12 protein-coding genes are annotated in these 12,704 nt (G+C 61.8%); 5 read left to right on the forward strand and 7 right to left on the reverse strand.

Features of this window, described 5'->3' with window-relative positions; genetic code table 11:
* Positions 1–50 precede the first annotated feature (50 nt).
* The 7 genes from ACFMPD_RS00665 to ACFMPD_RS00695 form a co-directional block, all read right to left on the reverse strand.
* Positions 51–887, reverse strand: a complete 837-nt coding sequence (locus ACFMPD_RS00665) for an ABC transporter ATP-binding protein (protein ID WP_380990490.1) — start codon at positions 885–887, stop codon at positions 51–53.
* 70 nt (positions 888–957) lie between these two features.
* Positions 958–2,241, reverse strand: coding sequence for an ABC transporter substrate-binding protein (locus ACFMPD_RS00670; RefSeq protein ID WP_380990492.1), 1,284 nt, complete (start codon positions 2,239–2,241; stop codon positions 958–960).
* 103 nt (positions 2,242–2,344) lie between these two features.
* Positions 2,345–3,421 carry a branched-chain amino acid ABC transporter permease gene (locus ACFMPD_RS00675; RefSeq protein ID WP_380990495.1) on the reverse strand — a complete coding sequence of 359 codons (1,077 nt, stop codon included), beginning with the start codon at positions 3,419–3,421 and terminating at the stop codon, positions 2,345–2,347.
* A gap of 2 nt (positions 3,422–3,423) precedes the next feature.
* Complete coding sequence (locus ACFMPD_RS00680) at positions 3,424–3,681, reverse strand: hypothetical protein (protein ID WP_380990498.1); 258 nt, start codon at positions 3,679–3,681, stop codon at positions 3,424–3,426.
* A 2-nt stretch (positions 3,682–3,683) separates the two neighbouring features.
* Entirely contained in the window at positions 3,684–4,670 is a 987-nt protein-coding gene (locus tag ACFMPD_RS00685; RefSeq protein ID WP_380990502.1) for a branched-chain amino acid ABC transporter permease, read from the reverse strand.
* A 71-nt stretch (positions 4,671–4,741) separates the two neighbouring features.
* Positions 4,742–5,560 carry an ABC transporter ATP-binding protein gene (locus ACFMPD_RS00690; RefSeq protein WP_380990504.1) on the reverse strand — a complete coding sequence of 273 codons (819 nt, stop codon included), beginning with the start codon at positions 5,558–5,560 and terminating at the stop codon, positions 4,742–4,744.
* A gap of 70 nt (positions 5,561–5,630) precedes the next feature.
* Complete coding sequence (locus ACFMPD_RS00695) at positions 5,631–7,631, reverse strand: AMP-binding protein (RefSeq protein WP_380990507.1); 2,001 nt, start codon at positions 7,629–7,631, stop codon at positions 5,631–5,633.
* A gap of 306 nt (positions 7,632–7,937) precedes the next feature.
* Between ACFMPD_RS00695 and ACFMPD_RS00700 the strand changes: the two genes are divergently transcribed.
* The 5 genes from ACFMPD_RS00700 (at position 7,938) to ACFMPD_RS00720 (ending at position 12,704) form a co-directional block, all read left to right on the forward strand.
* Positions 7,938–9,839 (forward strand): hybrid sensor histidine kinase/response regulator, encoded by a 1,902-nt coding sequence (locus ACFMPD_RS00700; RefSeq protein WP_380990511.1) that lies wholly within the window; start codon positions 7,938–7,940, stop codon positions 9,837–9,839.
* A complete protein-coding gene (locus ACFMPD_RS00705; protein ID WP_380990513.1) occupies positions 9,836–10,537 on the forward strand; it encodes a response regulator transcription factor in 702 nt (233 codons plus the stop codon). The genes ACFMPD_RS00700 and ACFMPD_RS00705 overlap by 4 nt, the downstream gene beginning before the upstream one ends.
* Before the next feature lie 85 nt (positions 10,538–10,622).
* A complete protein-coding gene (locus ACFMPD_RS00710; RefSeq protein WP_380990516.1) occupies positions 10,623–10,850 on the forward strand; it encodes a WGR domain-containing protein in 228 nt (75 codons plus the stop codon).
* Between the two features lie 108 nt (positions 10,851–10,958).
* A complete protein-coding gene (locus tag ACFMPD_RS00715; protein ID WP_380990518.1) occupies positions 10,959–11,609 on the forward strand; it encodes a histidine phosphatase family protein in 651 nt (216 codons plus the stop codon).
* Positions 11,610–11,648: 39 nt separating this feature from the next.
* Positions 11,649–12,704: a saccharopine dehydrogenase gene (locus ACFMPD_RS00720; RefSeq protein WP_380990521.1), complete on the forward strand. Its 1,056-nt coding sequence runs from the start codon at positions 11,649–11,651 to the stop codon at positions 12,702–12,704.

A 12,704-nucleotide genomic window follows, 5' to 3' on the forward strand; every position in this document is an offset into this window, starting at 1 on the left:
CGCCGGATCGCGAGGATGCGGACCGAAGGGCGAGACAATCGCCGCCCCCCTTAGCTCAGCCACCGCTTGCGGCGACGATACGAACGCACGTCGCGGAAAGATTTGCGGCCTTCGTCCGACATGCCAAGATAGAATTCCTTGACGTCCGGGTTCTCGCGCAACTCCTTGGCGGGTCCGTCCATCACGACGCGACCGGATTCCAGGATATAGCCGTAATGCGCATAGCGCAGGGCGACGTTGGTGTTCTGCTCGGCCAACAGAAAGGTCACGCCCTCTTTTTCGTTCAGATCGTGAACGATGCCGAAAATCTCTTCGACCAGCTGCGGCGCCAGTCCCATCGAGGGTTCGTCCAGCAGGATGGTTTCAGGTTTGGACATCATCGCCCGGCCCATCGCCACCATCTGCTGCTCGCCGCCCGAGGTATAGCCGGCCTGGCTGCGGCGGCGCTCCTTGAGGCGCGGGAAGTATTCATAGACCATCTCCAGGTCAGCCTGGATGCCGGCGCCGCCATCGCTGCGGGTATAGGCGCCGGTCAGCAGGTTTTCCTCGACCGTCAGGTGTTCAAAGCAATGCCGCCCTTCCATCACCTGGATGACGCCTCTGCGCACCAGTTCGGCCGGGTCCAGCTCATGCACCACGTCAGCGCGGTACTTGATCGAACCCTTGGTCACCTCGCCGCGTTCCGAATGCAGCAGGTTGCTGATCGCTTTCAGGGTCGTTGTCTTGCCAGCCCCGTTGCCGCCCAGCAAAGCGGTGATCCCGCCCTTGGGCACGTTCAGGCTGACGCCTTTCAGCACGAGGATCACGTGGTTGTAGATCACTTCGATATTGTTGACTTCCAGCAGGGTTTCAGCCTGCACGTCCGTGGTCTTGGCAGCATCCAGCATGGGGTGTCTTTCTGGTTCTCAATCTCGGGGGATCCCGGTGGCAACCCATGCTGCCACCGGGGTGTCGATCTTACTTGCAGTTCGACTCGATGTTGTTTTCGGCGGCATAGGCCGTCGAATCTTCGGCGACCAGCGCCTCGATGACCTCTTGATCGGTCGGAGCGAAATCTGAGATCATGGTCCAGGTCTTGGTCTCGGCATCCCATTCGGCGACGCCGATCAGGCCGGGTCCACCGTGGTTTTCACAGCTGACGCTGAAGGCCGGGCCAAAGTTCGGCATGCCCAGTTCGGCCATCCGCTCTTCGGTGATTTCCAGCGTTTCCATCGCGTCGCGCATCATGCCGCTGGTGATCTGCGCCGTGCCATTGGCTTCCTGTGCGGCACGGGCCGCCTCGGCTGCCAGCATCGCAGCATAGACGCCGCGGTTGTAGATCACGGTACCGATCTGGTCGCCATTGCCGGCGGCCTTGCCAGCATCGATGACATATTTCTTGATGTCGTCGAAGATCGGGAAATCCGAACCGACCGCGTGGAAGGTCACGGCCTTGTAGCCGTCGGCACCGGCACCGGCCGGCAGAACGTCATGCTGGGCACCGGACCACCAGACACCGATGAAGTTCTCCATCGGGAAGCGGATATTGGCGGCTTCCTGAATGGCGACCTGGTTCATCACGCCCCAGCCCCACATGACCACATAGTCGGGACGTTCGCGGCGAATCTGCAGCCACTGCGACTTCTGTTCCTGGCCGGGACTGTCGACCGGCAGCAGGGTCAGTTCAAAGCCGTGCTTTTTGGCCAGTTCTTCCAGCGTGCGAACCGGCTCCTTGCCGTAGGACGAGTTGTGGTGCAACAGCGCCACTTTCTTGCCATTGATGTCGCCGCCGTTGATTTCCAGCAGATAGTTCACGATGCCGGACGCGCCGTGCCAGTAGTTGGCGGGATAGTTGAACACATGGCTGAACACGTCGCCGTTGGCAGCCGAGGTGCGGCCATAGCCCATGGTGTGGATCGGAATGTCATCCGCGGTGGCTTTCGGAATCAGCTGATAGGTGATGCCGGTGGACAAAGGCTGATACACCAACGCGCCGCTGTCCTTGGTCGCCTCATAGCATTCCACACCTTTTTCGGTGTTATAGGCGGTTTCGCATTCCGGAACGCTGATCTTTTCACCGCCGATGCCGCCGTCGCGCTCGTTCAGCAATGTGAAATAGTCGTTGTAACCGTCCGAGAACGGGATGCCGCCAGCAGCGAAAGGTCCGGTGCGATAGCTCAGATCCGGAAACACCAGATCGGCCATCACAGGCCCAGCGGCCATTGCGGCGCCCAGCGCCAAGGTTGTCAGTTTCAGTTTCATCGAGTCAAATCCTCCCTTTGGTGTTTGTCGATGTTCCTCGTCCCGTCCGGTTTGACGGGACGCTGTCTGTCATGGGGTTGCCCCCGGTTGTTGCCTGTCGTCCCTAGTGCGGGAAGGGCCACAGTCTCAGTTTCTCCTTGGCCAGGCGCCACAGCTGGGCCAGCCCGTGAGGTTCCACGATCAGGAAGAAGATGATCAATGCGCCGACGATCACCAGCTGGAAATGTGCCACCAGATCAGTCGGAAAGCCCAGCAGGTCGACGCCCAGCACCTTCAGGATGACCGGGAGAAGAACCAGGAAAGCGGCACCGGCAAAGCTGCCAAAGATCGAGCCCAGACCGCCGATGATGACCATGAACAGCACCAGGAACGACTTGTTGATGCCAAAGGCTTCGCCAACCTCGACCGCCCCCAGATAGACCGAGAAGAACAGCGCGCCCGAAATGCCGACAAAGAACGAACTGACGGCAAAGGCGCTCAGCTTGGCCTTGAGCGGGTTCACCCCGATGATCTCGGCGGCGATATCCATGTCGCGGATCGCCATCCAGGTCCGCCCGATCGTGCCCCGCGTCAGATTGCGGGCGATCAGGGCGCTGACCGTCAGGAATATCAGGCAGAACAGATAGGTCGCCCAAGCTTCGGTGTTGGGACCGGTGATCTCAATGCCGAACACGGTGCGTTCGGGCGCGTTGATCTGACCCGACGCAGAGTAGTTGTAGAACCACGGCACCCGGTTGAAGAGCCAGATCAGGAAGAACTGCGCCGCCAGCGTTGCAACGGCCAGATAGAACCCCTTGATCCGCAGACTGGGCAGGCCAAAGGCCACCCCGACCCCCGCGGTGATCACACCGGCCAGGATCACGTGGATGAACATGCTGACATCCGGAAACGAGGTCATCAGCTTGTAGCAGGCATAGGCGCCCACCGCCATGAACCCGCCGGTTCCCAGGCTGACCTGACCGCAATAGCCGGTCAGGATATTAAGCCCGATCGCCGCGATGGCGTAGATCAGGAACGGCAGCAGGATCGCGTTCGCAAGATAGTCGTTGATAAAGAACGGCACGACCAGAAAGGCAAAGGCCATGACGGCATAGTACCGATACCGGTCGAACTTGATCGGAAAGGTCTGGTTGTCAGAAGTGTATGTGGTGTGGAAATCACCGGCTTCACGGTAAAACATTGTCAGATGGTCCCCTTGGCCCGTGCGCTGTGGCGCGCCTCGGCATCCCGTTGATTGGATTTGCGTGCGGATCCGCCGGTTTCTGCCGAGCGCACGAATTGCATGTAAGCGGTCAAGCCGGTGATCAGTCCGGCAATGGCCAACCACAACGCGATCACCAGTGTCTTGTCACTGATAGCGTCAGCGGCCAGGGCCAGGGACCCGCAGGCCCCGAACCCGGCCCAGACGATCACGCTGTGTTTGGCGATCAACTTGGTCACACTCACACCCGCTCGATTATCTTTTCGCCGAACAGGCCCTGCGGACGGAACAGCAGGAACATCAGGGCCAGCACATAGGCGAACCAGTTCTCGGTCGCACCGCCGACCAGCGGGCCGATGGCGAATTCGAACAGCTTTTCGCCGACACCGATGATCAGACCGCCGACAATGGCGCCCGGGATCGAGGTAAAGCCACCCAGCATCAGCACCGGCAGCGCCTTGAGCGCGATCAGGCTGAGGCTGAACTGGACGCCCGATTTGGTGCCCCACATGATGCCCGCGACCAGAGCCACGAACCCGGCCAGCGACCAGACCAGAACCCAGATGAAGTTCAGCGAGATGCCGACCGACAGCGCCGCCTGGTGGTCGTCGGCCACAGCGCGCAGGGCCCGGCCCTGTTTCGTGTACTGGCTGAAAGCCATCAGGGCGATCACCAGCAGCGCCGCGATCACGGTGGCCACGATGTCCAGATTGTCGATGAAGAAACCGTAGCCGAACATGTCATAAGTGATCTTGTCGATGGTCTCGTTGATGCCCTGCGGCAATCCGACATCCAGCTTTTTGATTTCGGAGCCCCACATCAGGTCGCTGAGACCTTCGAGGAAATAGGCCAGGCCGATGGTCGCCATGAACAGGATGATCGGTTCCTGATTGACCAGGTGGCCCATCACGAATTTCTGCACCGCCAGTGCCAACAGGATCATGACACCCATGGTCAGCAAAATGGCCAGCAAGGCCGGAACGTGCCATCCGAAATGGTGGATTTCCGTGCCCAGCGCGGCGTTGATCAGGTGACTGAAGGGCACCTGCCCTTCCATGATACCGACCAGGGTCATCGCTGCGAACAGGGCCATGACGCCCTGCGCGAAGTTGAAGATGCCCGAGGCCTTGAAGATCAGGACAAAGCCCAGCGCCACGAGTGCGTAAAGCACCCCGGCCATGAGGCCGTTCAGCGTGACCTCCATCGCAAATAGCAGCTGCTCAGGCATTTCTTTCCCCCACACATTTCTTCTTTGGCATTTGCCGGATCGTTTCTACGGGTCCGGGCGACATGGTTCGATCAGTCATGAGAAACCCCCAGATAGGCGTCGATCACATCCTGGTTGTTGCGCACTTCGTCCGGCGGACCGTCGCCGATCTTTTTGCCGTAATCCATGACCACGACGCGATCCGACAGATCCATGACCACGCCCATATCGTGTTCGATCAGCGCGATGGTGGTGCCGAACTCATCATTCACATCCAGGATAAAGCGGCTCATGTCCTCTTTTTCCTCGACGTTCATGCCGGCCATCGGCTCGTCCAGCATCAGCAATTTGGGTTGCGCCGCCAGGGCGCGGGCCAGCTCGACCCGTTTCTTCAAACCATAGGGCAACCGCGCCACCGGGGTTTTGCGGATGTGCTGGATTTCCAGAAAGTCGATGATCTTTTCGGCGATTTCCCGGTTGGCCACCTCTTCGGCCTCGGCCTTGCCCTTCCAGAGCGCCTGCGAGAAAATTCCGGCCTTCATCTGCGTCAGACGTCCGGTCATCACGTTGTCCAGAACGGTCATGCCTTCGAAAAGCGCGATGTTCTGAAAGGTACGGGCAATGCCCTGTTCCGCCACTTCGAACGGTCGCATCTGCGGCCGCGGCTTGCCCTTGTACCAGACCTCGCCTTCCTGCGGGATGTAGAACCCGGACATCACGTTCATCATCGACGACTTGCCGGCGCCGTTGGGTCCGATAATGGCGCGGATCTCGCCCTCGTGGATGTCAAAGCTGATATCGGTGATCGCCTTGACGCCGCCAAAGCGCAAGGTGATGTTCTTCATTTCCATCACCACGCCGCCGATCTTGCGGCCGTCCGCAGTGGTATAGCCTTCGCTCACGTCTTTCATGTGCGCGCCCCTTTCATTTGGCCGGCAGACAGAGTGCCGGAAGCCCAAAAACTGTTCAGGATGAAATTGTTCACTCTGCCGCCATCTTCTGTGCAGAAGAGACAACCGCCGCATCGCGGATTTCCAGCGTGGCCCGGATTTCGCCCTTGCGGCCGTCCTCATAGGTCACTTCGGTCACCGTGCTGATCTTGGGCGAACCGTCGTACAGTGCGGTGATGATATCGGCATATTTTTCTTCAATGATACGCCGGCGCACCTTGCGCGTGCGGGTCAGTTCGCCGTCATCGGCATCCAGTTCCTTGTGCAGAACCACGAAGCGATGCACCTGGCAGCCCGACAGCATCGGATCCTCGGCGACCGACTTGTTGACCTCTTCGACATGGTTCTGGATCGTGTCCAGCACCTGCTTGTGGCCCGCAAGCTCCTGATACGACGCATAGGCGATGTTATTGCGTTCCGCCCAGTTGCCGACCGCGGACAGGTCGATGTTGACAAAGGCGGTGCATTGATCGCGGCCATTGCCAAAGACCACGGCCTCAAGAATGTTGGGATAGAATTTCAGCTTGTTCTCAACATATTTCGGCGCGAACAGACCGCCATCGGCCATCTTGCCCACATCCTTTGCGCGGTCGATGATGCGCAGGTGACCGCTGCCTTCCTCGATGAAACCGGCGTCGCCCGTGGCCACCCAGCCTTCTGCATCCTTGGTGTCCGCCGTGCTTTCGGCGTTCTTGTAATACTCCATAAACACGCCGGGGCTGCGATAGAACACCTCGCCATTGTCTGCGATCCTGATCTCGACGCCGGGGCATGGTACGCCCACTGTGTCCGAACGCACCTGACCGTCCGGCTGTGCGGTGATGAACACGGTCGCCTCGGTCTGGCCATAGAGCTGTTTCAGGTTGATGCCCAGGCTGCGATAGAAATCAAAGATTTCCGGCCCGATCGCCTCGCCCGCGGTGTAACCGACGCGGACCCGGCTGAAGCCGAGCGTGTTCTTGAGCGGACCATAGACCAGCAGATCGCCGATCTTGTATTTCAGCCGGTCCATGAAACTGACGGACTCGCCATCCAGGATTTTCGGTCCGACCTTGCGGGCATGCGCCATGTAATGGTCGAACATCCGCTTTTTCAGGGCGCCCGCGTCTTCCATCCGGATCATGACGCTGGTCAGCTGGGTTTCGAATACGCGCGGCGGAGCGAAATAGTAGGTCGGTCCGATCTCGCGCAGGTCGGTAATCATCGTGTCGGCGCTTTCCGGGCAGTTCACGCAGAAACCGCACCAATAGGCCTGACCGAGCGAAAAGATGAAATCGCCGACCCAGGCCATCGGCAGATAGGCCAGAATATCGTCATCGCGGCGCAGCTTGTCGAATTTGGCCGACGATTTGGCGGTCTCGATGATGTTGCGGTTAGACAGAACCACGCCCTTGGGCTTGCCGGTGGTGCCCGAAGTATAGAGCATCACGCAGGTGCTGTCGTAATCGGGCTTTGCGATACGGGCATTGAGCTCGTTGATGAACTCGTCATAGGCCGCACGGCCCTGATCCTGCACATGGCTGTATTCATGCAGGTGCGAATGATCGTATTTACGCAACCCGCGCGGATCGAGATAGATCAGGTGTTCGAACTGGTGCAGCTGATCCTGTACCTCGATCACCTTGTCGACCTGTTCCTGATCGCCCACGATCACGAAACGGGCGCCGCAGTGGCCCAGAACATAGGCCATCTCTTCGGCGTTGGCGTCCTGATAGAGCGGGACCGGAACCGCGCCGACCATCTGAGCGGCCACCATGGACCAATACAGATAAGGCCGGTTGCGTCCGATGATGGCGATGAAATCGCCCTCGTTCACACCCAGATTGATGAGACCCAAGGCCAGCGCCTCGATCTCCTTGGCAGCTTCGGACCATGTCCAGGTCTGCCAGATGCCAAATTCCTTTTCCCGATATGCCGGGGAATTCCCGAACTCGGATACGTTGCGTTGAAGTAGCGCCGGAATGGATTGCAATCCTTCCGCGCCTGTCGACGTCTGAGTCAAATGTCTGTCCTCCCGCGGTCGGCTGAGCATCAACGCCCCCGAACGCCCCTCTGCGATTCTGCTTCTCCAGAGAAGCCTCCAGCAGATTGGCCGTCAACTTTTTCGTGATGTTTTCCCAATCCCTTCGAATTCTTACAGGCCGAAACTCGTGCCCGAACGGGCCGCGAAATGCTGCAATGCGGCGCGATCCGGGCGGTCGTTTCGGCGAAGCGCGGGGCAGCGATTCAACCGCAATCCCGGCCGGCAATTCCGCCCGCGCTGCCGCGGTCGGGAAACGTGACCGGTTTACCGCAACCGCCTTGTGGTGTTAGCCATTGGACAAGGAGAACACTGCCCTTGGACCAGATCGACGCGCAAGCAAAGGCCCTGACTTTGGCCGGCCTGAACCTGATCGCCCAGGCGCTTTCGATTTATGACAACAACCTAAAGCTGGTTGTCTGCAACCACCGGTTCAAGGAAATGTTCGACCTGCCGGACCGCCTGGTGCGACCTGGTGCCGCATTTGCCGACACGGTCCGCCATATGGCCGAAAAGGGCGATTACGGACCGGCGGTGGATATCGAGGCTCTGGTACGGGCGCGGGTTGCCCAGGCGCTGGACTTCAAACCCCATTATGTCGAGCGCCTGCGCCCCAATGGCCAGTCGATTTCAGTCGAGGGGGCCCCGCTGCCGCAGGGCGGATGGGTCACGGTCTATACCGACATCACGCGCGCCAAACGCTCCGAACAGCTGTTGCGGGCGCGGTCCGAGGAATTGTCGGACCAGGTTCTGACCCATGCCGAAGATCTGGCCGCCAGCAACCGGCGCCTGGCGGCGACCATCTCGGCGCTGGAAGAGGCCAAGCGGGAACTGACCGAGATCGAGGCCCGCACCCGCCTGACCACCGAGATGATGCCGGCGCATATTGCCCATGTCGATGCCGACGGGCATTACACTTATACCAACCGGCGCCTCTCGAGCGTCATGCCCGGACGGCCGTCAGACATCATCGGCATGCATGTTTCCGACGCGCTGGGAAAGACGGCTTATGCCCGGGTCGAACCGCATCTGGCCAAAGCCTATCGCGGCGGCAGCCCGGTCTTCGAATTCACCCTGAACCCCAGCGCCCGGCGTATCCGGGTCGCCTTTACCCCGGACGGTGCCGGCGGCGCCTATATCCTGTCAATGGACGTGACCGAGGAAACCCAGGCCCGCGTGGCGCTGCAACAGTCGCGGCGCCGGGCCCTGGCGGCGCAGATGACCAGTGGGCTGGCGCATGATTTCTCGAACCTGCTGACCATCATCCTGGGAATGCAGGCCAAGCTGAAAAGGATGGACCTGAACAGCGAGGCCGTCAGCCTGGTCGAAGCCACCCAGGCGGCAGCGCGGCGCGGCGGGCGCTTGCTGAACCGGATTGCCGACATGACCAGCCACCGTACCCTGCGGCCGCGGGCGACGGACATGCACAACCTGATCGGCGATCTCAAGCTTTTGGCCTCGCCCAGCCTGCCGCGCGAGGTCGGTCTGAGCGTGCTCGATCACATGCCCGACGAGCGGCTGCTGCTGGACCCCGGCATGTTGCAGGATGCGCTGCTGAACCTGATCCTGAACGCGCGCGATGCCTGCGGCGCCGCCGGGCAGATCACCGTCAGCGTTCACAGTATCGAACGCTCGTGGATCGAGATCACCGTCGCCGATACCGGACCCGGCTTTTCGCCGGATGCGCTGGACAACGCGCTGAACCCGTTCTTTACCACCAAGGGCGGCGAAGGCAGCGGGCTGGGCCTGCCGATGGTCTATGATATGGCCAAGCTGGCCGGTGGCGATCTGATCCTCAGCAACACCCCCACCGGCGCCTGCGTTACCTTGCGCCTGCCCTATCGCGCGGCGCCCGCCGAACACAGCGGCCTGACATTGCTGGTCGAGGACAGCGAAGACCTGCGGGCCACATTTCGCGACATGCTGATCGGTCTCGGGCACCGGGTGATCGAGGCCACGACGGTGGACGAGGCCATTGCCCTGGCCGCCGATGTTGGGGATATCACCCTGATCCTGTCCGACATCGTGTTGCAGGGCGACGCGACCGGGTTGGATCTGCTGGACCGCATGGCCGACACCGGATTGCCGGTCATCCTGATGACCTCGCTGCCCGCCGACGACCCGCTGTACCTGAACGCCCAGACCCGGGCACCGGTGCTGATCAAACCCTTTTCCGCGGCACAGCTCGCCGCCCTCATACCCTCCGAGGCCGCTCCATGACTGCTCCTCTCGTGACCATCCTGGATGACGAACCGGAAATCCGGCAGATGCTGACCGAAGTCCTGACCGAAGCCGGGTTCCGCACCCAAAGCTTTGGCCGCGCCCGCGAATTCGAAGCCTCGCTGAAACATGTCACACCCGATATCTGCCTGGTCGACCTGTCACTGCCAGATACTGACGGACTGACCCTGGTGCATCGGCTGGCGCTGGAACAGGGGGCCTCGGTGATCATCATCTCGGGCCGCGCCCAGGTGCAGGACCGGGTCACCGGACTGGAACTGGGCGCGGATGACTATATCACCAAACCCTTCGACCCCACCGAAGTGGTCGCCCGCGTCCGCGCCCGTCTGCGCGACCACCGGCAGGTGCCCAAATCCGGCAACACGGCGCATTTTGCCGGCTGGATCGCGCATTTCGACCGATACGCGCTCGAAGATGAAAGCGGCAAGGAAACCCCGTTTTCGCATGCCGAGGCCGAAGTGCTGCGGTTGTTTCTGGACAGCCCGAAGCGTCTGATCAGCCGGGCGCAGATGCAAGAGGCCCTGGGCGGGGCGGCCGGCGAAAGCTTTGACCGGGCGATGGATGTGCGCATCTCGCGCCTACGCACCAAGCTGCGCGAAGACCCCAAGAACCCGCGTCTGATCAAGACAATCTATGGGGCCGGATACATCTTTCTGGGCGACGTCGTCTGGCGCTGACTCGGCCATCCGGGCAGGTGTCGAATCCTGTGGATAAATCGACATGAAACTTGCCCGGTTCGCTGAGCGCGGCTAGTCTGAATCCATGGCTATCTGTCTGCTTTACCGTCAGAACGCGCGGCGCGCCAAATGGTATTACCGCGTTGAAATCGCAATGAATCTCTTCTCCGAGGTCTCGGTGCTGCGGGAATGGGGTATCGCCGGCGGACACGGGCGCGCGGTGATCGATATCTATGGCAATCTGCGCGAGGCCTCGACCGCTGCCGACCGGCACCGCACCCGTGCCCTGCGCCGCGGATATCTGCGCCACTGACAGCGATCACGGAACGCCGGCCTTGGACAGGCATTGCGGGCGCTGCCATGCAAGCACTGGCACAGCGCAGCGCTCTGGCCTAAGACTGGCCTCAGCAGGAGGCTGCCTATGTCCCACATCACCCTTGTCCGGCACGGACAGGCCAATACCCAGGCCCGCGACGAGGCCAGCTATGATCGTCTCAGCGATCTCGGGCACCGGCAGGCCGCCTGGCTGGGTGAACATCTGCGCGCAAGCGGCGATCACCATCCGCGCGTCTATTGCGGCACGTTGCGGCGGCAGATCGAGACTGCACAGGCGATGAATGTAGGCGCGGCACAAAACGATCCGCGGCTGAACGAACTGGAATATTTCACCCTGGCGGAACTGATGCAGGACCAGCACGGTGTGGCGCTGCCCACCGAACGCGAAGGCTTTATCACCCACCTGCCGCAGGTGTTCAGCGCCTGGCATGACGGCCGGCTGGAGGGCGCGCCCGAAAGCTTTGCGGCCTTTGAAAGCCGCGTCACCGAGGCGCTGCACGATATCGCGGCGGGGTCGGGACCGGGGCTGGTGGTCACGTCGGGCGGGCTGATCGCCATCGCCCTGCGCCAGGTGATGCAGCTGAACATCGCCGCCACCGCGCGTCTGGCGCTGGCGATCATGAACACGTCGATGCACCGGCTGTTCCCGATCGGCGAGCAACTCAGCCCGGTCCTGTTCAACGCGGTGCCGCATCTGGACATGCCGGACCGGCATTTCGCGCAAACCCATTTCTAGGCGCCGCAGCGGGCGCACGGGCAGGAAAGGACAGCAGGCATGCAGCATCTCTGGGTCAGGGCCGAACAGCGGCCGAACGAGCGGCGGGTCGGCCTGACCCCCGAGGGCGCAGGCGACCTGATCGCCGCAGGCATGCGCATTACCGTCGAGGACAGCCCCGACCGCGCCATCCCGCTGGACGGCTATCGCGCCGCCGGATGCGACATCGCCCCGGCGCATAGCTGGCCGACGGCCCCGCGCGACGCGATCATCTTCGGCCTCAAGGAACTGCCCGAGGATGGCACGCCCCTGCCGCATCGCCACATCATGTTCGGTCACGCCTTCAAGGGTCAGTTCTCGGGCAAGGCGCTGCTGCGGCGGTTCCGCGCTGGCGGCGGCGCGCTGTATGATCTGGAATATCTGGTCGACGAACAGGGCCGCCGCATCGCCGCGTTCGGGTACTGGGCCGGCTATGCCGGGGCCGCGGTGGCGCTGAAATGCTGGGCCGCCCAACAGCACGGCGGCCTGTGCGGACCGGTCAGTCCCTATCCCGGCAGGGATGCGCTGGGGGCCGAGTTGGCCAACGAACTGGACGCGACCGGGTCTGCCCGCCCCACCGCCATCGTGATCGGCGCGCTGGGGCGGGTCGGGCGCGGTGCTGCGGACCTCTGCGATGCCATGGGCGTGTCGGTCACGCAATGGGACATGGCCGAAACCGCCTCGGGCGGTCCGTTTCCGCAAATCCTGGCGCATGACCTGTTCATGAACTGCATCTTTGCCCGCCCCGGCACGCCGGTTTTCGTCGCGTCGGCGGCCCTGAAGGCGTCGCGCCGCCTGACGGTCATTGGCGACGTCGCCTGCGATCCGGACAGCGACTACAACCCGGTGCCGATTTATGACCGCGCCACGAGCTGGCAGGCACCGGCGCTGCGCGTGGCCGACGATCCGGTGCTGGACGTGATGGCCATCGACAACCTGCCCTCGATGCTGCCGGTCGAGAGTTCGCAGGATTACGCCGCGCAACTGCTGCCGGCCCTGTTGACGCTGAAGACGCCGGAGTCCGGTGTCTGGGGCCGGGCCAAGGCCACCTTCGACAGCCATATGAAAGACCTCTGA

It is taken from the genome of Sedimentitalea sediminis (assembly GCF_042687825.1).
Classification (GTDB): Bacteria; Pseudomonadota; Alphaproteobacteria; order Rhodobacterales; family Rhodobacteraceae; genus Sedimentitalea.